We start from the raw sequence: 22340 nt of genomic DNA on the forward strand, positions 1-22340 counted from the left end.
CGATCAGGACAATAAATGAGCCCTCAGTCGTCTTCCGGCCTTGCCGAGCAACCGCTCAAGGGCATCGGGCTGATTTGTCTCGCGATACTCTTGTTTGCCAGCCATGACACGATGTCCAAATATCTGTCGGGTTTCTACCCGATCGTGATGGTTGTCTGGGCCCGTTACGTTTCCCATACGGTGTTGATGCTGGGCGTCTTCGGGCCTCGCATGGGGATGGGAGTGATCCGCACACGGCGGCCCGGACTGCAGATCGCCAGGGCGTTGTGCCTGATCGGGACCAGCCTGTTCTTTACGGCCGGGCTGCGTTATCTACCACTGGCAGAAGCCACGGCGGTCAACTTCCTCGCTCCGCTGATCGTAACGGCTCTGTCGGTGCCCCTGCTGAAAGAGCGGGTGACCCGGCCGCAGTGGATCGCTGTGGTGACCGGCTTTGTTGGTGTTCTGATCATCATTCGCCCCGGTAGCTCGCTGTTTACGCCAGCTGTTCTGCTACCGCTGGGGTCCGCAGTGATGTTTGGTATCTACCAGATCCTGACCCGCATTCTTTCCTCGACTGACAGCCCCACCACCAGCAATTTCATCGCCGGACTGGTGAACAGCTTGATCATGACATCACTGTTGCCCTTCTTCTGGGAGCCGCCGAGCTGGACGCATGCCATTTTGATGATAGGGTTAGGCGCATGTGGAATGGGCGGACACTTGTTGCTGACCCAGGCATTCCGCTATGCGCCGCCCGCGTTGCTCGCACCCTTCAGCTACGGGCAGATTATCTGTGCAGGGTTGATGGGATTCATTTTCTTCGGTCATGTACCTGACGAGGGCGCCCTGGTCGGTATGACAATCATCAGCCTCAGCGGGCTGGCTGTCGCCTGGCAACAGCGGCGTGCACGCAAACCCACCACCGTATCAAGGAGACCGACTATGGCATCGTCTGAGTCCCGTATCGCCACGGCCAATCCAGGCCGCTACATCACACGGTTATGCAAGCACTGGGGGCATAAATTCCAGGTGGAATTCGATGACGGAAAGGGCTTCATTCAGTTTCCGGCGGGAACCTGCCACTTGGAAGCGCAAGGCGATGTGCTGCTGGCAAAGATCGAGTTTCCTGTTGAAGAGCTGGAGCGGATGGAAGGGGTGGTCGCTGATCATTTGCAGCGGATGGGTAGCGGTGAAACACTGCAGATTGATTGGATCAGGATCTAATCAAGCCCGACTGAGTGATTGCCTGTGCCAGGGAGGCGGTAAGCGAGTCATTCGTGAAAGCCGCCGTAAAGTCACCAGAACCGCTTGTTCCGGTATCCAATAGGCGCTGCGCCCTGGCTTCACGTTCTCTGTAAGTGTACAGAGAACGTGAAGCGCCGAAGGCATGGGAAAAAGCTGAAGCCGCCTGATCAGCGCACCAAATAATCCACCACAATCCCTATCCAGATTGCCAGGCCTGCCCAGTGATTATGCAAAAAAGCCTTGAAGCATTTCATGGGGTCCCGGTCCCGTGTACTCAGGAATTCCCAGACAAAACACCCTAGCGCCACCACAAGGCCCAGATAGAACCACGCGCCCATGTGAAAGCGCGCACCGGCAAGGAGCAGGCAGAGCAGGGTAAGGCCCTGCAGCGTCGCGATGATGATGCGGTCTGCGTCGCCAAACAGGATGGCAGTGGATTTCACGCCGATCTTCAGATCGTCTTCCCGGTCCGCCATGGCGTAATAGGTGTCGTATCCCACCGTCCAGATCACGTTGGCGATGAATAATAGCCAGGCCTCAGGCGGAAGCGAGCCGGTTTCGGCGGTAAAGGCCATCGGCATTCCCCAGGAGAAGGCTGCGCCCAGCACCACCTGTGGGTAATAGGTGTAGCGCTTCATGAAGGGATACAGCGCAGCGATACCCAGGGCGCCAAAGGACATCCAGATGGTGATGGCGTTGGTAAACAGCACCAGCACGAAGCTGAGCCCAACCAGCACGGCAAAGGCAATCAGAGCTTCCTTGGTTGTTATCCTGCCGGTCGCCAGCGGGCGCGCCTTGGTACGACTGACGTGACCGTCGAAGTTTCGATCGGCAAAGTCGTTGATTACACACCCCGCCGAGCGCATCAGGGTGACACCCAGCACGAAAATGATGACGTTCTTCACGCTCGGGCGGCCTTCGCCCGCAATCCACAAGGCCCAGAGTGTTGGCCAGAGCAAAAGGTAGATGCCGATAGGCTTGTCCAGTCGCGTCAGTTGGACGAAGTCTTTGATGCGGCTGCTAGGCCGGGTGGTCCCGATGATTTTCTGCGGGGCGGCGGTAGCGAGCGAGGCAGCTGGCTGTGGCTTTTTACGGGAGCGGTTCTTTTTCATTGCGGCGCCGTATCGGAATGAACGAAAGCCCTAGCCGTTTTACGGCGGGCTGGCCGATTATAGCCTCTGATCTTTCAGGAACTGCCAGAACGCCGGCAGAAACACCTCGGCAACCAATACGCCAAGGCCGTCCCGGCGAAAGACCGAACGCCGAGCCCAGAGCGGCTCCTGATCCTGCACTTCTTCCTGTGGAAGCCAGCCAGCAGGGTAACGCGTGGCCTCCAGCGGGCCGCGGTTAAACGCGTTATCGCTGAACAGCAGGGCGCCCAAGGGGCGTTGACCCAATTGAGCAAGCTCAAACCCTGAGGCCTCGAGCGCCTCGCGCGTTGCCACACTGCGAGCAAACACCCAGCGGGTCTGCGTACCTAACAGGAAAACCTCGCGTACCCAGCCGAGCGTCTCCGACGGCGCGTCCAGGGCCTTGCATTCATCTGCCCTTAGCGGCTGCCATCCTTCAGTAATGACGTCCACCCCAAAGCGGTTACCGCTGAGTTGCGTCAGGCGCTGGGTCAAGGAGCCCTCATCTTCAAACAGCCACTTGCGGGGAACGTCGCCGTCGAGCTGCGCAGCGTTTTGCCAGAAGGGTATGCGTGGGGTCATGTCAGGTGATCTATCCGTTAGAGGCCCATAGCTTAACAGTCAGGCTTATGGCCTGAGTCCGAGATCATTGGCGCGTCGGCGCAAGAGTTGCAGAAAGGTTTCCAGCTCTTGGCTCAGGGGCTCGTTCTTGCGCAGCAGCACGCCATAGGGCGCCATCTCTTCCTCGATTTCGAGTGGAAGCGGCACGACGAGCCCGGTCCGCAGATAGTCGGAGACCACCGTTTCGGACAGCACCAGAATCGCCTCGGTCATCTGCACCAGCTGCAGCATGGCAAAGACCGAACTGCATTCGATCACGTCTCGCGGTGAGGGCAGTGAAAGCCGCTCGAAGGCGCGCTCCAGTGCCATGCGGGCCGGACTGGAGGACGGCTGTAAGATCCAGGGCCATTGGCTGACCAGCTCGCTCAGGTCGATTTGGTCGCGTCCCGCCAGAGGATGATTGGCCCGTACGGCTACGACCAGATGTTCGTTGCCCAGCGGCTCGAACTGGTAACGGCTCCGATCGCTTTCGGCGCTTTGCCGGGCGACCGCCAGGTCGATGCTGCCTTGGTCCAGTAATTCAATGAGCTGATCGCTGGTGTCGCCCATGATGCGTAACTTGAGCCGGGGATGCTGACGCTTCATGTCGGCGATGGACTGAACGACCAGATCGGGCGCTGCGCCCATGATGGTGCCGATGGAGAGATACCCATAGCCGCCTTGCTGGCGATCGGTGATGTCTTCGGCGCAGCGGTCGAGCTGCGTTAGGGCGGTGCGGGCAAAGCGCAGGACTTCTTCGCCCAGCGCATTAGGCTTCATGCCCCGCGTCTGGCGCTCAAACAGCTCGCAGCCAAAGGCATCTTCGATTTCCTGCAGCATGCGAGTGGTCGCCGGTTGCGACATGTTCAGGGCCTGCGCGGCGCGATGCAGGTTCTGGCTATTGCCCAATGTCACCAGCATGAGCAGGTGCTTGTAACGCAGCCGATTGAACAGGGCGCGCGCGGATGCGGATACGTTCATTGTTGTTCTTCCTTAGCGAACGATGCCGCCTGGGTATCGGTGTTGACCTAATTATTATTGGTAATCACGCGCCATCACAGCTAAAGAGTGGACTCCAACAATAAAAAAGGAATTCACCATGCACACCTCCTTTCTCTCGCCTGCCGGCTACGTCATCTGTCCGTTGTAGCTACGACGCACACTAACGCTTCGTTATGCGAAGACGATCCTTTCTGATTGGAGACTTGGCAGCCATGGCGGCACCTGCTCTACAGGCATTCGCACAGGCCCGCGAAACCCTTGCGGTTTACCAGGGACCACGACTTGATGCCCACATTCATCTGTTCGATCCGCACCGCCCGGAGGGCATTCCGTGGCCTGAACCAGGCGATACTATCTATCGCCGCACATTGCCGGACGAATATTTCGCCCAGGCAGCGCCCTTGGGCGTCGTGGGTGCGATTGCCGTAGAGGCCAGCCCCTGGCGAAAGGATAACGACTGGCTGCTTGAGGCCGTACGGCACCATACTGGCATGGTGGGCTTCGTTGGCAATCTGGTGCCAAACGATCAACGCTTTGCGGCTGACCTCGACCGGCTGGCAGCCGAGCCCCTATTTCTGGGGATGCGCTACGGCAACCTATGGGATCGTGATCTAACAGAAGACCTTCGAAAGCCTGGCTTTATCGAGGGGTTGCGCCTTCTGGCTCAGAGCGGCAGAGCACTGGACAGTGCCAACCCGACGCCATCCCTGATCGCTGCGCTGCTCAAGGTAAGTGATGCTGTCCCAGATCTTCATATCGTGGCGGATCACTTGCCTAATGCACAGGTCCCTCCTGCTGAAGAGCGCGCGTACTGGCGAGACCTGGAGATGTTCGCTGCCCGGCCAACGGCCTTCATGAAACTCTCCGAGGTGCCGCAGCGCACACAGGGAACAGTGGGGCTGGACGTTGCGTATTACCAGGAGCACCTGGACCGATTATGGTCGCTATTCGGCGAAGATCGCATCCTGTTTGGCAGTGACTGGCCCAACAGCGATCACCTCGTCTCGCTGGATAAAACCATTGGCCTGACGCAGGCCTACCTGGCTACAAAAACATCGGTAGCTCAAGAGAAAGTGTTTTATCTCAACTCCAGGCAGGCCTATCGCTGGAAGTCACGACAGGCACAGCAATCATGACCGATGCATAAAGGGTATCGGATGTAAGTTTATTTCGATTAGTCAGGCATCGCTTCTGCGCTTAGATTCAAGGCGCCTACAACAAAAACAAGGTGACTGTCATGCTCCGCTTGCCTCATGCCGCCCCTACATTCAGATGCCCTCACGCCTGTTTCGACCTTTCTTCCTCTGGCGCTAAACGTCATCGAGAGAGACTGCCCACATGCTAGTGCTTGCCGTTTCGTACGTTGCTCCACGCCCCATAACAATTCCAAGAGGAAACTGGCGTGAACACATTGTCTCCGCACATCGTCAAGAAGGTCTCCTGGCGGCTTTTGCCGTTTCTCCTGCTCATGTATGTCCTGGCGTTTCTGGACCGCGCCAACGTAGGGTTCGCCAAGGCTGCCTTTCAGGCAGACACTGGCCTTTCGGATGCGGCATTTGCCTTTGGCGCCGGGATCTTCTTTCTCGGTTATGCCTTTCTGGAGGTGCCCAGTAACTTGATCATGCACAAGGTCGGTGCCCGGCTTTGGATGTGCCGAATCATGGTGACATGGGGCCTAATCTCCGCCGCTATGATGTTCGCTCACAACGAGACGACCTTTTACGTGCTGCGGTTCCTGTTGGGCGTGGCCGAGGCCGGATTCTTTCCGGGCGTCATTCTTTACCTCACATACTGGTTTCCCCAAGGTGCCCGCGCCAGGGCCATGGGGTTCTTTTATTTCGGCGCACCGCTGGCATTTATCTTCGGAAGCCCACTCTCCGGTCTCTTGCTTGAGTTCGACGGGCTGGGCGGGTTGCATGGTTGGCAATGGCTGTTCATGGTGGAAGGACTCCTGGCAACCGTTGTAGGCGTCTGGGCCTACTGGTACCTGGATAATCGTCCGGGTGATGCCAAATGGCTAACCGTCGAGGAGCGCCGGGCGCTGCAAGAGACGCTTGACCGGGAGGACCGCGAAAAGCTCGCCCACGGCAAGAGCCTGCTCAAAGTGCTGACACATCCCGGCGTTCTCTATCTGTGCTTGATCTATTTCCTGATCCAGACCAGCGTCTATGGTGTGGTGTTTTACCTGCCCACGCAGGTGGCGGGGCTACTGGGGCAGAAGGTCGGCTTTATGGTTGGACTGGTGACCTCCGTTCCCTGGGTGTGCGCTCTTGCAGCTGCCTACCTGATTCCGGCCTATTCAGATCGCACCGGCAATCGCCGTGCAACCGCGGCGCTTACCGTCGCCATGGGCGGATTGGGTATTGCTGCCTCGGTAGCGTTCGGCTCGCCGCTGCTGGCGCTGGTCGCTCTGTGTTTTGCCGCCTCGGGCTTCATCGCTGTCCAGCCGATCTTCTGGACATTTCCCTCAGCTTACCTTGCCGGTAGCGCGGCGGCAGGCAGCATTGCCCTGATCAATTCTATCGGCGCGTTGGGCGGATTCATGGCACCCAACCTCAAGCGCTGGGCCGAGACGGCCTTTGACTCCACTGCTGCCGGCCTCTACTTCCTTGCCGGCGCCAGCCTTCTAGCCGGTTTGCTGATTATTGCTGTTCACCGCTTCAGTCCTTCGACGCCCATCAAGCGCGCCGCTACGCCTCTTAATACGCTGCCAGGAGACGCCCATGAGCATGCCCACCATTAAACACGTCCGTGCCTTCACTCTACGGGGCGGCGGTGCGGATTATCACGACCAAGGCGATGGTCATTGGATCGACGATCATATCTCTACGCCCATGGCAAAGTATCCCGAGTACCGGCAGAGCCGCCGCAGCTTTGGTATCAACGTATTGGGGACGCTGGTGGTGGAAGTGGAGGCCAGCGACGGGACGGTAGGCTTTGCTGTTACCACGGGTGGTGAGTTGGGCGCCTTTATCGTCGAAAAGCACTTGGCGCGTTTTATTGAAGGCGCCAAGGTAACGGACATCGAAAAGATCTGGGACCAGATGTTCAACGCGACCCTCTACTACGGGCGCAAGGGCATTGTCCTCAATACCATTTCGGGCGTGGACTTGGCCTTGTGGGACCTGCTCGGCAAGATTCGCCAGGAGCCTGTTCACCAGCTCTTGGGCGGTCCCGTACGGGACGAGCTTCAGTTTTATGCCACTGGCGCACGGCCCGATCTGGCCAAGGAAATGGGCTTTATCGGCGGCAAGCTGGCGCTTCAGCACGGCCCCGCTGAAGGTGAAGAAGGGCTACGCAAGAATATCGAAACGCTAGCTACCATGCGTGAGCGGGTGGGAGACGACTTCTGGCTGATGTTCGACTGCTGGATGAGCCTTGACCTCAACTACGCTACCCGCCTGGCCAATGCGGCAAGCGAGTTTGGCCTCAAGTGGATAGAAGAGGCGCTGCCACCGGATGACTACTGGGGCTACGCCGCCCTCCGTCAACAAGTGCCGAGCGGGATGCTGGTCACTACGGGTGAACACGAGGCGACCCGTTGGGGCTTCCGTATGCTCCTGGAGATGGGCTGCTGCGACATTATCCAGCCGGACGTGGGCTGGTGTGGGGGGATTACTGAGCTGATCAAGATATCGGCGCTGGCTGATGCACATAACGCGCTGGTCGTGCCCCATGGCTCCTCCGTCTACAGCTACCACTTCGTCATCACCCGGACCAACAGCCCATTCTCGGAATTCCTGATGATGGCGCCCAAGGCGGACAAGGTGGTGCCGATGTTCAACCCGCAGCTCCTGGACGAGCCGATTCCGGTCAATGGCCGCATGAAAGCCTCCGTGTTGGACAAGCCCGGCTTTGGGGTACGGCTAAACCCCGAGTGCCAGCTACATCGACCCTACGATCACTGATAAAGGAGCGCGGCGCGGAGGAACCGCGCCGCCAGACAAGGAACCGCCATAATGCCAACAAAAGCGTTCCGTATGACTTTGCATCCCGGGCAGGCTGAGGAGTACCAGCGCCGGCACGATGAGATATGGCCTGAGCTGGTCGACGCGCTGCTAGCCGCCGGTGTCGAGGATTACCGAATCTTTCTGGACCCTGAGACGCATGCACTCTACGCCGTACTGACGCACCGCAGTGAGCACGCCCTGGATGAGTTGCCCCGCTTGCCGGTGATGAAGCGCTGGTGGCATCACATGGCTGAGATCATGGCGACCAATCCGGACGAGTCGCCGGTGAGCGTACCGCTCTTGCCTGTCTTTGTGCTGACGGCAGGAGACGCGTGATGGAGGTCATCCTGCTGGGTGTCATCCTGCATTTTATCGGCGGCTTTGCTTCCGGCAGCTTTTACATCCCTTACAAGAAAGTGCAGGGCTGGGCCTGGGAGAGCTACTGGATCATTGGCGGCCTGTTCTCCTGGCTGTTCGTACCATTAGTGGCGGCCGTGCTGACTGTTCCCAACTTCACGCACATCATCGCCGAGGCCGATACGTCTACGTTGCTCTGGACCTATACCTTCGGTGTGCTGTGGGGGATTGGTGGTCTGACGTTTGGCTTGACCATGCGTTACCTGGGGCTTTCGCTGGGCATGTCCATCATCATGGGCCTGACCTCCGCGCTGGGCGCCCTGATGCCTGCGATCTATAAGGACCTGTTTACCGACGAAACCCGAGGCTCCTTTACTGAGCTGGTCGCCAGTGCAGGCGGGCATTGGGTGCTGGCGGGCGTTGCCATTTCGCTTGTGGGCATTGCCATCTGCGGGCGGGCGGGTGTCATCAAGGAGCGGGAAGTCTCCGAGGCGACCAAGCAGGCCAGTGTGGCAGAGTTTTCCCTGGCCAAGGGGTGGACGGTCGCCATCATTTCCGGCGTGCTCAGCGCCTGCTTCAGTTATGGCATTTCGGCCGGGCGGCCTCTCGCCGAGGCGGCCGTGACGCAGGGCACCAATAGCCTGTTCCAGAACAACGTCACCTTCATGCTGATCATGTGGGGCGGGCTGACCACCAATGCCATCTGGTGCTTGCTGCTCAATCGGCGTAACCGCTCGTTCCACAACTACACCGACTCGCGTACGCCGCTGCTGCGTAATTACCTCTTGGCTGCCAGCGCTGGCACGATCTGGTTTCTACAGTTTTTCTTCTATGGCATGGGCGAGAGCCGGCTCAACAACGACGCCAGCTCATGGGTGCTGCATATGTCCTTCATTATCGTTGTGTCGAACCTGTGGGGGCTGTATTTCCGTGAATGGCACGGTACCTCAGCACGTAACAAACGCATCCTGCTGACAGGCATCGTGGTCATCCTGGCTTCGATTGCTATGGTGGGGTATGGCAACTATTTGAAGTAGAGACGACTCGGCCCTGACTTTATCGAACCCAAGGAGACCACCATGCTGCTCGCAGACAAGACCGTCATCATCACCGGCGCCTCCCGTGGCATAGGCCGGGCTATTGCCCTGGAGTGCGCCCGACAGGGCGGCAAGGTCGTCATCGGGCACAGCGGTAGCGATTCCAGCAAACCGCAGGTGGCCTCGTTGATTCAGGAAATCGAGCAGGCCGGTAGCCGTGCGGTCGACGTAGGGGCTGATGCTGCCGATCCGGACACCGGCAGCACGCTCGTCAAGGCGGCAGTGGAGGCGTTTGGCAGTGTGGATGTATTCGTCAACAACGCGGGCGTCTGTCCCTTTCACGCTTTTCTCGATATGCCACGCGAGGTCTATTACAAGACCGTAGACACCAATCTTAATGGTGCCTATTTCGCCGTACAGGCAGCGGCCAATCAAATGAAGGAGCAAGGAAGGGGAGGCTCGATCATTGCCGTCAGCTCGATCAGCGCATTGGTGGGCGGCGCGATGCAAACGCATTACACACCCACCAAGGCCGGGCTGCTGTCACTCATGCAGTCCTGTGCCATTGCCCTTGGCCCGTACGGCATACGCTGCAATGCCGTACTGCCGGGCACTATCGAGACCGATATCAACAAGGACGACCTGGCCGATCAGGAAAAACGCGACTACATGATTAAACGGACACCCCTGGGACGCCTGGGAGAGCCGGATGACCTGGCCGGCCCGGTCGTATTCCTCGCATCGGACATGGCCCGGTACGTCACTGGTGCATCCCTACTGGTAGACGGGGGAATGTTCGTGAACTTGCAATAGCGTTTCCGGTTCCGGGTTTATTCGGAACACCGCTCCATTTCGATTCCTGGAGAGCCTTGATGAATAACAACAATATGCAGGCAACAACGGGTGTAACAGCGAGTGCAACAACGGGGACTGCGTCTACCTCGCGGGAAACCGTGATCCCGGTCAAGAGTGCCCGGCTCAAGCGTATTCAATGGGTAGCGCTGACACTGCTGGTGCTGGCGGGGTTCGTCAATTACCTGGACCGCAGCACCCTGGCCATCGCTAACCAGACCATCAGCCAGGAGCTGTCTTTCACGCCGACCGAAATGGGGCTTTTGCTCTCCGTCTTTTCCTGGGCGTATGCCGTGGCGCAGCTGCCGATCGGCGGCATTCTCGACCGTTTTGGTGCCCGTCTGACCCTGGGCCTGGGGATCTGCCTCTGGTCGATTGCCCAAGGCATGCTGGGATTACTCAGTAGCCTGAACCACATGATCCTGGCGCGTATCGGTCTGGGCATCGGCGAGGCCCCTCAATTTCCGGCCGGCGCCAAGGTTGTCAGCGAGTGGTTCAACATTAAGGAGCGAGGGCTGCCGTCTGGCATCTTCAACATGGCGTCCTCCCTCGGGCCGGCAATTGCCCAGCCGATTCTCGCCACGCTGCTTCTGGGCCTGGGCTGGCGGGCAATGTTCATAGCCATGGGCGTCATGGGCGTGGGCGTGGCGATTGTCTGGTACGCCGTCTACCGCAACCGTGATGAGGTCAGCCTTACCGCGCAGGAACAACACTATCTCGACGAAGGCATGGCCAAGGGTGACAGCACGGGCCGTATGACCTTTGCCGAATGGCGTGGACTCTTCAAGCTGCGTGTGACCTGGGGCATCGTCTTTGGCTACGTCGGCATCATCTACATGTTGTCCTTATACCTGACATGGCTGCCTGCGTATCTGGAGCGAACCCATCATCTGTCCCTTGCCAGCGCGGGCTGGGTCGCCAGTATTCCGTTCCTGGCCGGAGCGGCGGGCGTGATCAGTGGCGGCCTCCTGGTAGACCGAGTGATCCGTGGCGGCGCCAGCGTCAGCCGCAGCCGTAAATGGCCGATCTGCGGCGGCCTGATCGGCGCAGGCTTCTTCACGGTCCTTGGCGCCTATGCCCAGGGCGTCGTCCCGGTCATGGCGTTATTCAGTGCGGCACTGTTCTGCCTGAATGTAGCAGTAGCCGGCACATGGTCCCTCGTCAGCGTGGCTGTACCGTCACGCATGGTGGCCTCCCTCGCCAGCATCCAGAACTTTGGCGGCTATTTCGGCGGTGCCTTTGCTCCAGTCGTGACCGGTATGGTCGTACAGCAGACCGGCTCGTTCACACTCGCCCTGGTCATCGCAGCCCTGATCGCACTACTCGGCGCTGCGAGCTACTTCTTCGTCGTCAAGCTTCCTGAAAAAGGAGGCCATCTGGCTTCTCACTGATCCCTTAACGTTCAACACAACAGGACTTCTTATGCAGATGCCACACAACGCCTTCAAGGCAGCGCTCAAGCAGGACCAGACCACCTACGGCATCTGGGCCGGCTTTGCTACAGGCTACGCGGCGGAAATCATTGCCAGCCTTGGCTACGACTGGATGCTCATTGACGGTGAGCACGCACCTAATACCGTGCCCACGATTCTGGCGCAGCTCCAGGCCGTCGCACCCTATGCCACTCAGCCCGTGGTACGGGCCGTAACCGGTGACAGCGTGCTGATCAAGCAGCTACTCGATATCGGCGTCCAGACCCTGATGGTGCCTATGGTGGAAACAGCCGAGCAGGCGCGTGAGCTGGTCCGGGCCATGCGCTATCCACCCCATGGTATTCGCGGGGTTGGCGGTGGGTTGGCCCGTGCAACCCGTTGGGATGGTGTGCCGGATTACCTGGCTACTGCCCATGAGGAGCTCTGCCTGATCGTACAGGTTGAGTCGGCCAAAGGGGTCGAGAACGTCGAAGCGATTGCTGCGGTAGAGGGCGTCGACGCGGTCTTCGTCGGTCCAGCGGACCTGTCCTCTGGGTTGGGCTATCCCGGCAATCCAGGTCATCCCGACGTACAAGCCAAGATCCGGCACGCCATCGATGCCACCCGCGCCGCGGGCAAAGTCAGCGGTATTCTTGCCCCTCAAGAGGATGACGCTCGCCGCTACCAGAGCTGGGGCTGCCAGTTCATTGCCGTGGGCATTGATATCAGCCTGATGCGTCAGGCAGCCCTGGATAATCTGCGTCGCTATAAGGAAGGCCCGGCCGTTAGCGCGCCTTCGCGAACCTACTAAAACAAGAGGAATCGGCCATGACCCAACCGTATCAGAACTTCATCAATGGCGCATTTCAGCCCAGCAGCGAGCACCTTGATGTTTTCAACCCGGCCACTGGTGCGCGATTGACCGACGTGCCTGCTTCCAATGGCGATGATGTAAACCGCGCCATTGAGGCCGCACGTGCAGCCCAGAAAGCCTGGGCAAAAAAGCCCGCTATAGAGCGCGCTGGGTACTTGCGCAAAATCTCCGCCAAGATCCGCGAGCATGCGCCTCGGCTGGCGCGCATCATCACTGAGGAGCAGGGCAAGGTCAGCGGCTTGGCTGAAGTCGAAGTCAACTTCACGGCTGATTACATTGATTACATGGCCGAGTGGGCACGCCGCATTGAAGGTGAAATCATCACCAGCGACCGGCCCAACGAAAACATCTTTCTATTCCGTAAGCCCTTGGGTGTGGTCGCCGGCATCCTGCCCTGGAATTTCCCGTTCTTCCTCATTGCCCGCAAGATGGCTCCAGCTTTAGTAACGGGCAATACCATTGTCATCAAACCCAGCGAAGAGACGCCGATCAATTGCTTCGAATTTGCCAAACTGGTCGCCGAAACGGACTTGCCTCCTGGCGTGTTCAATGTCGTCAGTGGGGCAGGGGAGGTCGGGGGAACGCTCAGCGCCCATGCCGGAATCGACATGATCAGCTTTACCGGCAGTGTGGCTACGGGTTCCCGCATCATGGCGTCGGCTGCACCCAACCTCACCAAGCTCAACCTTGAACTCGGCGGCAAGGCACCGGCTATCGTGCTGGCCGACGCTGATTTAGATCTCGCCGTCCGCGCCATCCGCGGCTCGCGTATCATCAATACCGGACAGGTCTGTAACTGTGCCGAGCGCGTATACGTCGAGCGTAGCGTAGCCGAGGAATTCATCTCACGTGTCAGTGCCGCCATGAGTGAAACGCGCTACGGAGATCCGCTTGCCGACCCCTCGGTAGAAATGGGCCCGCTAATCAACCAGGCCGGGCTCGATAAGGTTGCCGAACGCGTGCGTACGGCAGTCAACCAGGGCGCTACAGTCATCTCTGGTGGCAAGGTCGCAGACCTCCCCCAAGGGTTTCATTACGAACCCACCGTGCTGGCTGGCTGCCGCGAAGACATGACCATCATGCGTGAGGAGATCTTTGGTCCCGTCCTACCAATCCAGATCGTCGACAGCCTGGACGAAGCCATTGCCCTGGCAAACAACTCCGAATACGGCCTGACCTCATCCGTCTATACCCGCAGCCTGAGCAAAGCCATGCAAGCCTGCCGCGAAATTGATTTTGGCGAAACCTACATCAACCGCGAAAACTTCGAAGCCATGCAAGGCTTCCATGCAGGCGTACGCAAGTCAGGGGTTGGAGGGGCGGATGGAAAGCATGGGTTGTATGAATATACCCATACGCAGGTGGTATATATGGAGTGCTAATAAGATCGCCCACCTAAATGGGTGGGCATCTTTAATTTGAAGAACTTAATTTCATTTGTGTGTTAAAAAATTTTATTTATCAAGAGTTATAAGGTATACCGTGTGTGTCTACATACTTCTTGGATATCTCGGATAGGGGTCTGTATTTACCGCCAGATGTGCCTTCATACGGTCCTGCTTTAGCTGCAGCGCTTTTTCTTCGAGTAATTTACAGGTCGTTGCCTCTGTTTGATCCTTTAATAATTAGGCAGAAACCTTGTAATGAGTTTGCCTATTATTAAAGATCAAGAGTCTGGTCAGAAGAAGGTTTCTCCTGCATAAGCCTTGAATTATGGTTCATTGAGCTAATTTTTGGTTGCGAGCATAAGCGACCAAATCTTTGGGATACACCATGTGACTGATTTGGCTGTCATCTATGTCATAAAGATAGGCCACGGCACCGGCTTCGAAAGCCCAGTAACCGAAGTAAGCACCTTCGGTTGAGGTCATACTAAGATGGCTGTTATGCCAAGGGCAGCTTTTGAAGGCGGGGTACCAAATTTTACAGTACTGACTGAGCAGATTTGCTGCTGACTGTTTATCTTCAGCATCAATAGCATCAAGTAAGGTTCGATAGGGCTGATCATGATACCATTCTTCCAAATTAGCTCGGCCAGGCTGGATCTTTCCAACTATCTCTTCATATAGAGCATCTTCTGATCTATAACTAGGATCTATAATATTGACAAGCCTTTCAAAGAAATCTAATCGACCTATCAATATTGCGATGCTTATAAGCTGGAGGCTGCGCTCATAATCTTCTAAATTTTCCAAGCCTAGTGGAGATATTAAGGAGTCTCTCTGAAATAACCCCTGTGCTTTTTGGTAGCGTTCGTAGGCAAGAACTACTGATTCAAACTGACTTGAAAGATCCGACATTCTTTTGCCAGCCGTATAGCTTAACACCCATGAAAAAAATTCATTGTCAGCCATAAGCATGGCCCTGAGTGAGTCGGCCTGCTCAATTGAGTCAGCAGTAAACTCAGATTTTTCAAGCTTAATAATGTCCGCCGTTAAGAGCTCATGCATATGGCTATAATAGGTTTCAGTTAAAAAGCTTTGTCTGATCATCACTTTTAGGCCTCAAGACTAAAACTGTTGTTATTTTCATTCTTTTGAGATGGCTTACATTTGCTTTTGTTAACGGCTATCTTTATTTCGTCTTTTTTGAAATGAAAAGCCTTATGCAATCGGTGCTTAGAGTCATAACTATCTTGAGGACCGCTTCCGCATGCTCCATGGCTGACCCGCTTGGATGATAAAGCGGACTGAAGACATGACTCATTTGCAAAAGTATTTCTACTTTTTTAGCTGTAGGCGATTTAGCCTCTTGTGAGGTTAAAGAGTTTTGCGGACGACTTTTTTACGCCTGATAGCTTTGGCGTTACGTTGGTTTTTTGATATGTCGATGTTTCCAATATGCTTGTTAAGCAATTGGCAGCTAACCGCACTTATGAAGAGGTTAGCTTAAGCCTTTTATAGGTCAACTAGACGTAACTGGGTTTATATGGTCCAGGTATAGAGGCTAGTTGAGGTGTTTTGGACGGTAGGTTTTCATCATGTTGTTGCCACCGGCTTATTAGACTAGAAAGTATAGGGTTATTTATTTGAGATCCGTATACATTTTCAAGCGAAATAGGCTTTTGGGCTAGCTCCCTGATACGGCCTAAAGTACGGGGTAAGCGCCTCCTTTCGGCAGCGGCGAAGCTAATAGCTTGTTCGAATTGCTGCCTGCGCAGACTTAAGGAAACTTCTTGGTGTCGGTGTAGGGCGTCATATTTTTGCCAGGCTTGCTTTTCCCATAACTCTAAGTTTTTTTGATAACTATAGATTTCCTTTTCTAACCATTCTTGCTCGCGTTTGGTCAAGCTTTGTCCTCCCTGCGCAGCGCTAGCTTTCCAGCGTAACAGCGTTGCATGACAAGCCGGAACATATCCAGCCACTGTAAAGTGTTGCGACATGGAGGCTAGCTGTGCAACGAATAGCGCTCTGTCAGGCATGTCATTTTTAATGTTGGCTGCATAATAAGTACACCCGGCTTCTTCAATTCCTGAACATTCCGGTTGCCAAAGCACTGAGGTAGTTTCCCCTTTGCCAATAGGGAGCGGTAGAAAGTGATGGAGTGTCCCGTGGTGCTGATAGCTGTCACCTTTTAGATTGACAACACCCGCCAAAAATGCCGCGCCGCCTATCCCTGTCGCCCCTGTAATAAGTGCCGCTATTCCAGGGATAAATATTCGCTGGTCTGTGTCCATCCATGTTGCAGGGAGACTTGGAATAGGGTCGTTATGGTTAACAAGCCGATGATGGATTAGTTCGGATGCTCCTTCGACGAACTTTTTATCGCCAGCGCGAGGTGCGCCGTAGGTGTACAATAATACATCATAATTACGTTCCTCTCGACGTAGCCATTCAGCTAATAAAAGTGCAATGGCCCCCCCTAAACTATGGCCGTTTACGACAATCTTTTGACCAGAGTAAAAGTTGAATAGGTAAGGCTTTACAAATTCTTTAACCGCAAGGAAGGCCTTATAAAATCCGCGGTGCGCCTGCCCTATGCCTTCTTCATAAGGGACTTGTTTAGCATCTATATCGCGCGCGAAGTCTGGCCACTCTTGCGTACCCCTGATACCAATTAAAATCATTCGATCATCATGGCTAATATATGCTTGGGTATTAGTGTTTGTGTCGTTTAGACTGTGCAACTGCCAAGGTTTTTTTTGTTCATTTTCTTTTGTGTAATAGAGTGGGTCGAAGGGAATGATTTCTAACCTTTTGGAGTAAGGAACTTCCTCTAAAATAAGATGGTAAGGGGTAACGTCTTTAAAGCGCGCAGGCTCTTCATTTAATGCGCCAGTTTCAATGTGTGCCAGTCTGCTGTTTAAGATATAGCCAATGCTGCCAGGGAAAGGATAAATTGGAGGTGTATTTTGGCCTTCAGCATATTTCTCTCCAAAATCTGAGTAAGCTAGAGTAGTAAGCAATGAGAGTTGATAGGCATCAAGCGCTGAAAATTCTGATGTTAGAGAGAGTAATGGTCGCCAAGCTGTTAAGGCTTTGATTTCTAATAAATGATGTTTATTGGGTGCAAGGCCAATGCCAAAAGATTTACCATCATGCTGATTTGAATTGGATGCAAGTCTGATTGAAGGACGTGGTGCTAATATCTTCGATGCAGGGGGGAGATGACTAGTAAACTCCACTAGATCACGTACCTCTACTCGATAAAATTCAGCATTCTCCTTGGCTGCTAGTTTCGGGTTTGAGCTTAATTGGTTACTGTTTCGTCTTTGGGTTTGCTCAGCTACAGCTTGTAGTTGTGTGATAGGAAGGGCAAAGCCTTGGCGGTGGGTTAAATCATCGTACCAAACATCTATATTTCCTTTATATTTTTCATGGAATCTAAGGATGGATGGACCGCAATAAATAGGTTCGACTTTGGCATATCCTCTCTCGTCAAGAGTTCCTGTATGTTCGCTGCCTTGGCTATCTATTAAGGAGTAAGATAAGTTTGCATAAGGCTCGCCTTGGCCAAACTCATCAACTAATCTGAAACTAACCCAAGCCTTTTTTAACGGACAATTTTGGTCCGGGCTGGAAATTAATTTTGCAAATGATTCATCCATGTTTTTATTCCGTGCAGTTTGGGTAGACCGTGCACTCCCGGCCATCCATGCGAAACTTTCTAAATGTAGGCGGAGTTTGGCATTGAGCGTATTTTGATGTTCTAATGCAAGGCTTCCAACCAGACTCTGTACTTAACCAAGTACCCCGGAAGTAAGGGCGTTCTTCTTTAGAGTTTTGGATTTCAACATTAATGGTTTTTCCGTCAAGCTCATCGCGTCTTACCGAAGTGCCTACGCCGTCACGTTTGTCATAGTCGTCAGGTACTTGCCAGTTTTCGTCAGCGCCATGACATACAAGGCCTTTAGTGAATACGTCGTTTTTACCCATTAGCCGAAATAGCCACATGCACTTTCCCTTTAAACTCAGCCTTCCGCTGGCAGGAAAATGCTTAGCTGTTTCCGGCAAATTTGTATAAACACCTATTCGTCCACCATCGCGACCAAAATCCCCATCTTTGGGACTGTATTTAGCGAACACGGTTAGATCTACATTCACCAACTTCATTTCGCATCCGGCCTCGTGATACGACAGTGGTATCCGATAGCTAAAGTCCTGTGGCTTGTCTTTGTATTCTGCTCGATGTTGCTCAATGTGAGTGCGAGGAACATAGCCACCCATTCCCACACTATAAAAAGTGCAGGTGGCTGGTTCGCTCTGTTGGTAGTAGGCAGTAGTTTGAAAAGAGTAGTTTTCAGGGATTTTGCCTGTTAGATCAAAGTGCTTGCTACTAGAATAACTGACACTACTAATAGCGCCTTCCTTTATGAAAGTGCCAACCCAAGAACAAGATGTAAGGGCTGATAGAATTAAAAGTAGAATAAAATTTTTCATTTTTCCTAAGGCCTGAAGAAACTCTGGCAGCGATTAAAGTGTGCTAAGGGAAGCTCGTCTGGTAGGGGCTCCCATGCTGGGTGATTGAGTTGGTTTAATCTGTTGTGCATAAGCAGGAAAAATAGCTGATATGCATCTTTCCATTGGTAAATTTCAGCTTTAGCTAAACAGTCTTTCAGCCATGTTCGTATATGTAATTGCTTGGCCAACTCAGTTGTTTCGGCTGGTTGGTTTTCCCATAGCCACTGTTCCAAGTTTAGGATTTTAATTTCTTGCTTTGTCTCGTCTGGTTCTGAGTAGAGCCAAGGGAAAGGCGGTTCTGGTAACTGAGAGAAGCTAGGGTTTGGATTGTTATATTCTTTCCATTTTTCCGAGTGCCAATATAAAACACTTTCAAAGGGTCCTAGAAGATAAGGAGCTTGTTCACGTTTCAAATAGGCGAGGCTTCTAGCTATTACGCGGGGGTCTTGAAAACGGTAAAGGGATATTTGCTCATCTTCATGTATTTCTATTCTGTCCTGTAAGTGTTTTTTTATAGCAGAAAATTCATGAAATTCTGCACAGGCTAACCAACCCCAGTCCCTTTCTGGATGTTGAATTAGACGTTGAATAGCTACGTTGCTCATGTCTTCAATTCTGATTAGCCAAGGCGCGATGGCAGAAAGCTCTTCATAAGACGTACCCTGGTAAAGATTGGCGTATTCCTTGATGCCCCCTGAGCCGAATAGCTCCGGTATAGGGTTAGGTTCGGCTAATGAGTCAATAATTAAATAAAGCGATCGCTGCTTATTTGTTTGGGTTTGGATCCACGAATAGACGGGGCTCATCTTGCTGAATGTCCTATTTCACACACACCTTCACGACACGCCTCGCATATTGGGCAACGGCTTGCACCTAACTGCCGAGCCCTTATAGCCATTTGCAGTTGTACATTGGCTAGTGCTAGCTTGGGTGGTTTCCCCGCCTTATCACTATCCGCTGCCCATGGAACAAGGGGCCTCAGGATCTGAATGCCGGAGCCGACACCAGGGCTTCCGCCTGAGTTGATGTTTACCGCTGCCCCCATCAACGTAACGCCGCTGGGGTCGAGCTTGATGAAGGCGCCGCCTGCCTTGGCGGTCAGTTCAAGCCCGGCTTCGATAACGACCTTGCTTCCGGCATACAAGTAGATCTCATTACCGGTCTCGATGTACTGCCCATTACCCAGCTTGATGTGCTGATTCTGGCCCACCGTGAGGTGGTCATTGGCCTTGATCTCGGTTTTACGGTCCAAGTCTGTGGTGTGGTGCTCTTCGGCCTTGAATTCCGTATAGCTATTCGCCTCGATACGGTCGTGGCGCTCATGACCGACGCGGATTTTCTGGTCGTTCTCTATATTCTCGTCCCAGTCCCGCTGGGCGTGGATATAGATCTGTTCCTGACCTTTCTTGTCTTCGATGCGAAGTTCGTTATACCCACCACCGCCCGGTGTGCTGAGTGTTTTGAAGACGGTGCGCGTCTTGTTGGCGGGCAGGTCGTACGGGACGACGTTCTCCTTGTGATAAAGGCAGCCGGTGATCAGGGGCTGGTCAGGGTCAGCCTCGAGAAACGTCACCAGCACTTCCATCCCGATACGGGGAATGGCGATGCCGCCGTAGCGGTCACCCGCCCAATTACTGGCGACACGGAGCCAGCAACTGGTCTGCTCGTTGGCTTGGCCTTCGCGATCCCAGTGAAACTGGACCTTTACGCGACCGTATTCATCGCAATGGATTTCTTCGCCTTGGGGACCTGTCACGACGGCCGTCTGACTTCCCAAAACAGCGGGCTTGGGATGCTCAAAAGCCGGGCGGTAGGGGATATCCCATGGGGTAGCGGTAAAGCGGTTGCGGTAGCCCTGAGTGAAACCATCCTCTTTGGAGACGTCACTGGTGACAGACTCTTCTAATACCTGAGGCTGACGACCCTCATGAAAGACTTCCCGGATGAGCCAGAGGGCATTCCAAGATGTACGTGGATGGTTGGCTAAGGGGAGAAAATGCCCGCTGACCAAGCCTGCGTCGCTTTGCCCCTCTGCCAGCTGCGAGTCGGACTGATGGCGCTCCAGTGCACGCTGGGAAAGATGTTTGCCCCGGGTACGGTCAGTAAAGTGGCCCGGATAGTCATAATCTTCCAGATCTGGAGAAGAAGATGAACCCTTGTAAGCCGCTTCCATCAAGAGGCGTGGCTTTTCAAAATCGTAATCACGGCGTGTAACACGGCTGGTTCGCGTCGCCAACCGTACACCGAAGCGGCGAACGACTTCATGCTGAGCCGCTAAGCCAGAGTCTTGCTGATAAGGCACAGATGAGAGTTTGGGGAAAACCGTCTGATCATCCCCAAAGATGAGCACATGCCCACTGCCGCTGTGTTGAAAGTGGTAGCTCAGGCCTTCTTCTTCGCAGAGACGCTGGATGAAATGCAGATCGCTCTCATCGTATTGAACACAGTAGTCCCTCGGTGGATAGACCGTCTTGCCGAGCTGGAAGCGGTAGGCTCCTTCAAACAAGCCGTGTTCCTTGAGGATCGCTTCGATGATCTTGGGGACGGTAAGCTGCTGAAAGATACGCTGATTGACGCGGTGCGCCAGGTAGGCCAGTTGAGGCACAAGGCTGACACGGTAGCGCGTCAGGCGCTTGCCCGAGTCGCCTTGAGCGGCACGGTAAATAAGTCCGTGAACACCGCAGCCGCTAGGGCCAAAAGCAAGGTAGGCCGGCTTGTGCAGCAGGCTTTCCAGATCGAGATCAGGCTGTTCGCTGACAAGCTCGATATCGAAACGATACGTCTGATTGAGGGCTTCGTGGCCTTCAAAGCTCAGGACCTGCAGGTCTGTTGACAGGCCTTCGAGCGAAAGGGTGATATGGCTTTCATTTGCGTCCAGCATCCTGCTGAGCCTTCTTTCCTTGAAGAACAGGGCGCGGAGAGTGCCGAACTAGACCGCACATTACCGTGAACTGTGTCGCAATAATGGCTATAGGGCAATAAACCTGCCCGAATGGTTAGACCCATCCCTCCAGCCGCATTGTTGCGCGAACCAGACGTTGCTCTTCCTGTTCGATCTCCCGCAGATTGTCACGAATGCTGTGGATATGGTCGAGCGCCGCGCGGCGGGCCTGATCGGGCAAACGCTGGGTAACAGTCTGATAGAGGCGGGTGTGCTGGCGGTCGATCTGCCTGCGTTGCGGCGGGCGGTGATAGAGGTTGGCTATACAGGCAAACACCGATCCGAGCAGCAGATCATTCAACGACTGGAGGGTATGCACCAGGACGGGATTGTGTGACGCCTCGCTGATGGCGAGATGAAACGCATGGTCCAATCGGGCATGGGTATCTGCGTCCAACGCTTCCGGGTTTTCACAAGCCTCGCACAGCGCCTGATAACGCCGGCCAATCAACACAAAGTCCGCCTCTGTACCGCGCAAGGCTGCCAACCGGGCGGCTTCTCCTTCGAGCAGGGCGCGCACTTCGAGCAGGTCGAAGAGCGTACGGGGTTGACTGCCAAACAGGTGCAGCAGTGGGCTGGTGTCATTCGAGGCGCTGAGGCGAGCTACAAAGGAGCCGCGGCCCTGGCTGGTTTCAATGATGCCCCTTGCTCTCAGCACACCGAGTCCTTCACGCAGGGCCGCCCGCGAAACCCCCAGCTTGTCGCACAGGCGACGCTCGGAGGGCAGGGCTTGCCCGACCTTTAATACGCCATCAACGATCAGCCGTTCGATCTGCTCGCTTACAGCATCGGCAACCTGTCTTCGCTTGGTGACTTCAAGAGTGCTCATGGCTCTGGTCTGACCAGTTGGTAAAGACTTAGTGGGCATGAGTGCCTGGTCTTTCGTCAAGGTGCATGGCGCCTGTGGGGCTAAGACTTTCGGCTAAGACTGAGTATTGAAAAACTGGTCTGACCAGCTTTTAGTGGCATAGACGTCTTGGCAAACGGGGAGTAAAAGAAAAGCACGTAGCCTTGAAAGGCCCATGCCCTCCGGCACAAAAACAACAAGATCGGTACTC

At 54.8% G+C, this 22340-nt stretch carries 19 protein-coding genes and 1 pseudogene; 11 read left to right on the forward strand and 9 right to left on the reverse strand.

The genetic code is table 11. The features are described 5' to 3' along the window. Positions 1–15: 15 nt before the first annotated feature. Together JQR86_RS01650 and JQR86_RS01655 are read left to right on the forward strand one after the other, a co-directional pair. A pseudogene (locus JQR86_RS01650) lies at positions 16–888 on the forward strand (DMT family transporter); the annotation flags it as partial. A gap of 36 nt (positions 889–924) precedes the next feature. Continuing rightward, a complete protein-coding gene (locus JQR86_RS01655) occupies positions 925–1206 on the forward strand; it encodes a DUF2218 domain-containing protein (protein ID WP_434154819.1) in 282 nt (93 codons plus the stop codon). Between the two features lie 188 nt (positions 1207–1394). Here JQR86_RS01655 and ubiA read toward each other — a convergent pair whose 3' ends face one another. Genes ubiA through JQR86_RS01670 form a run of 3 tightly spaced genes read right to left on the reverse strand, consistent with a single transcriptional unit; the run spans position 1395 to position 3938 of the window. Then, the gene (gene ubiA / locus JQR86_RS01660; protein WP_312509336.1) at positions 1395–2339 is read right to left on the reverse strand and encodes a 4-hydroxybenzoate octaprenyltransferase; all 945 of its coding nucleotides are present in this window, start codon (positions 2337–2339) and stop codon (positions 1395–1397) included. A gap of 57 nt (positions 2340–2396) precedes the next feature. After that, positions 2397–2939 carry a chorismate--pyruvate lyase family protein gene (locus JQR86_RS01665; protein WP_434154204.1) on the reverse strand — a complete coding sequence of 181 codons (543 nt, stop codon included), beginning with the start codon at positions 2937–2939 and terminating at the stop codon, positions 2397–2399. A gap of 45 nt (positions 2940–2984) precedes the next feature. Then, positions 2985–3938 carry a LysR family transcriptional regulator gene (locus tag JQR86_RS01670; RefSeq protein ID WP_434154205.1) on the reverse strand — a complete coding sequence of 318 codons (954 nt, stop codon included), beginning with the start codon at positions 3936–3938 and terminating at the stop codon, positions 2985–2987. Positions 3939–4132: 194 nt separating this feature from the next. On the opposite strand from JQR86_RS01670, the gene JQR86_RS01675 reads away from it, so the two are divergent. The 9 genes from JQR86_RS01675 (at position 4133) to aldA (ending at position 13823) form a co-directional block, all read left to right on the forward strand. Next, the gene (locus tag JQR86_RS01675) at positions 4133–5095 is read left to right on the forward strand and encodes an amidohydrolase family protein (RefSeq protein ID WP_434154206.1); all 963 of its coding nucleotides are present in this window, start codon (positions 4133–4135) and stop codon (positions 5093–5095) included. 266 nt (positions 5096–5361) lie between these two features. After that, a complete protein-coding gene (locus tag JQR86_RS01680; protein ID WP_434154207.1) occupies positions 5362–6702 on the forward strand; it encodes an MFS transporter in 1341 nt (446 codons plus the stop codon). Continuing rightward, positions 6683–7867 (forward strand): L-rhamnonate dehydratase, encoded by a 1185-nt coding sequence (gene rhmD / locus JQR86_RS01685; RefSeq protein ID WP_122041457.1) that lies wholly within the window; start codon positions 6683–6685, stop codon positions 7865–7867. Before JQR86_RS01680 ends, rhmD begins: the two co-directional genes overlap by 20 nt. Before the next feature lie 72 nt (positions 7868–7939). Continuing rightward, positions 7940–8245, forward strand: a complete 306-nt coding sequence (gene rhaM / locus JQR86_RS01690; protein ID WP_239383535.1) for an L-rhamnose mutarotase — start codon at positions 7940–7942, stop codon at positions 8243–8245. Then, complete coding sequence (gene rhaT / locus JQR86_RS01695) at positions 8245–9303, forward strand: L-rhamnose/proton symporter RhaT (RefSeq protein WP_434154208.1); 1059 nt, start codon at positions 8245–8247, stop codon at positions 9301–9303. Before rhaM ends, rhaT begins: the two co-directional genes overlap by 1 nt. Before the next feature lie 42 nt (positions 9304–9345). Beyond that, positions 9346–10116 (forward strand): SDR family NAD(P)-dependent oxidoreductase, encoded by a 771-nt coding sequence (locus JQR86_RS01700; RefSeq protein ID WP_434154209.1) that lies wholly within the window; start codon positions 9346–9348, stop codon positions 10114–10116. A 59-nt stretch (positions 10117–10175) separates the two neighbouring features. Beyond that, positions 10176–11546: an MFS transporter gene (locus tag JQR86_RS01705; RefSeq protein ID WP_434154210.1), complete on the forward strand. Its 1371-nt coding sequence runs from the start codon at positions 10176–10178 to the stop codon at positions 11544–11546. A gap of 31 nt (positions 11547–11577) precedes the next feature. Next, positions 11578–12378 (forward strand): HpcH/HpaI aldolase family protein, encoded by an 801-nt coding sequence (locus JQR86_RS01710; RefSeq protein WP_074826895.1) that lies wholly within the window; start codon positions 11578–11580, stop codon positions 12376–12378. 17 nt (positions 12379–12395) lie between these two features. Further along, positions 12396–13823: an aldehyde dehydrogenase gene (aldA, locus tag JQR86_RS01715; protein ID WP_434154211.1), complete on the forward strand. Its 1428-nt coding sequence runs from the start codon at positions 12396–12398 to the stop codon at positions 13821–13823. Positions 13824–14159: 336 nt separating this feature from the next. On the opposite strand, the gene JQR86_RS01720 is transcribed toward aldA, so the two are convergent. The 6 genes from JQR86_RS01720 to glcC all read right to left on the reverse strand — a co-directional run bounded on the left by JQR86_RS01720 (position 14160) and on the right by glcC (position 22111). Then, complete coding sequence (locus JQR86_RS01720; protein WP_434154212.1) at positions 14160–14933, reverse strand: PoNe immunity protein domain-containing protein; 774 nt, start codon at positions 14931–14933, stop codon at positions 14160–14162. Positions 14934–15349: 416 nt separating this feature from the next. Beyond that, positions 15350–17488, reverse strand: a complete 2139-nt coding sequence (locus tag JQR86_RS01725) for a lipase family protein (RefSeq protein WP_434154213.1) — start codon at positions 17486–17488, stop codon at positions 15350–15352. 4 nt (positions 17489–17492) lie between these two features. Next, positions 17493–18320 carry a hypothetical protein gene (locus JQR86_RS01730; RefSeq protein WP_434154214.1) on the reverse strand — a complete coding sequence of 276 codons (828 nt, stop codon included), beginning with the start codon at positions 18318–18320 and terminating at the stop codon, positions 17493–17495. Positions 18321–18325: 5 nt separating this feature from the next. After that, positions 18326–19147 (reverse strand): DUF4123 domain-containing protein, encoded by an 822-nt coding sequence (locus tag JQR86_RS01735; RefSeq protein WP_434154215.1) that lies wholly within the window; start codon positions 19145–19147, stop codon positions 18326–18328. Continuing rightward, a complete protein-coding gene (locus tag JQR86_RS01740; protein WP_434154216.1) occupies positions 19144–21222 on the reverse strand; it encodes a type VI secretion system tip protein VgrG in 2079 nt (692 codons plus the stop codon). Before JQR86_RS01740 ends, JQR86_RS01735 begins: the two co-directional genes overlap by 4 nt. A gap of 115 nt (positions 21223–21337) precedes the next feature. Next, positions 21338–22111 carry a transcriptional regulator GlcC gene (gene glcC, locus JQR86_RS01745; protein WP_010796003.1) on the reverse strand — a complete coding sequence of 258 codons (774 nt, stop codon included), beginning with the start codon at positions 22109–22111 and terminating at the stop codon, positions 21338–21340. Between the last annotated feature and the right edge of the window lie 229 nt (positions 22112–22340).

Origin of the sequence: Pseudomonas sp. JZ134, from assembly GCF_051027695.1 — a bacterium.
In the GTDB taxonomy this organism is placed as follows: Bacteria; Pseudomonadota; Gammaproteobacteria; order Pseudomonadales; family Pseudomonadaceae; genus Chryseomonas; species Chryseomonas luteola.

What these genes read in the sequence shown, in the direction of transcription:
- JQR86_RS01655 (WP_434154819.1), top strand. Translation starts at nt 925, where the DNA reads ATGGCATCGTCTGAGTCCCGTATCGCCACGGCCAATCCAGGCCGCTAC.
- ubiA (WP_312509336.1), bottom strand. Translation starts at nt 2,339, where the DNA reads ATGAAAAAGAACCGCTCCCGTAAAAAGCCACAGCCAGCTGCCTCGCTC.
- JQR86_RS01665 (WP_434154204.1), bottom strand. Translation starts at nt 2,939, where the DNA reads ATGACCCCACGCATACCCTTCTGGCAAAACGCTGCGCAGCTCGACGGC.
- JQR86_RS01670 (WP_434154205.1), bottom strand. Translation starts at nt 3,938, where the DNA reads ATGAACGTATCCGCATCCGCGCGCGCCCTGTTCAATCGGCTGCGTTAC.
- JQR86_RS01675 (WP_434154206.1), top strand. Translation starts at nt 4,133, where the DNA reads ATGCGAAGACGATCCTTTCTGATTGGAGACTTGGCAGCCATGGCGGCA.
- rhmD (WP_122041457.1), top strand. Translation starts at nt 6,683, where the DNA reads ATGAGCATGCCCACCATTAAACACGTCCGTGCCTTCACTCTACGGGGC.
- rhaM (WP_239383535.1), top strand. Translation starts at nt 7,940, where the DNA reads ATGACTTTGCATCCCGGGCAGGCTGAGGAGTACCAGCGCCGGCACGAT.
- rhaT (WP_434154208.1), top strand. Translation starts at nt 8,245, where the DNA reads ATGGAGGTCATCCTGCTGGGTGTCATCCTGCATTTTATCGGCGGCTTT.
- JQR86_RS01700 (WP_434154209.1), top strand. Translation starts at nt 9,346, where the DNA reads ATGCTGCTCGCAGACAAGACCGTCATCATCACCGGCGCCTCCCGTGGC.
- JQR86_RS01705 (WP_434154210.1), top strand. Translation starts at nt 10,176, where the DNA reads ATGAATAACAACAATATGCAGGCAACAACGGGTGTAACAGCGAGTGCA.
- JQR86_RS01710 (WP_074826895.1), top strand. Translation starts at nt 11,578, where the DNA reads ATGCAGATGCCACACAACGCCTTCAAGGCAGCGCTCAAGCAGGACCAG.
- aldA (WP_434154211.1), top strand. Translation starts at nt 12,396, where the DNA reads ATGACCCAACCGTATCAGAACTTCATCAATGGCGCATTTCAGCCCAGC.
- JQR86_RS01720 (WP_434154212.1), bottom strand. Translation starts at nt 14,933, where the DNA reads ATGATCAGACAAAGCTTTTTAACTGAAACCTATTATAGCCATATGCAT.
- JQR86_RS01725 (WP_434154213.1), bottom strand. Translation starts at nt 17,488, where the DNA reads ATGGATGAATCATTTGCAAAATTAATTTCCAGCCCGGACCAAAATTGT.
- JQR86_RS01730 (WP_434154214.1), bottom strand. Translation starts at nt 18,320, where the DNA reads ATGAAAAATTTTATTCTACTTTTAATTCTATCAGCCCTTACATCTTGT.
- JQR86_RS01735 (WP_434154215.1), bottom strand. Translation starts at nt 19,147, where the DNA reads ATGAGCCCCGTCTATTCGTGGATCCAAACCCAAACAAATAAGCAGCGA.
- JQR86_RS01740 (WP_434154216.1), bottom strand. Translation starts at nt 21,222, where the DNA reads ATGCTGGACGCAAATGAAAGCCATATCACCCTTTCGCTCGAAGGCCTG.
- glcC (WP_010796003.1), bottom strand. Translation starts at nt 22,111, where the DNA reads ATGAGCACTCTTGAAGTCACCAAGCGAAGACAGGTTGCCGATGCTGTA.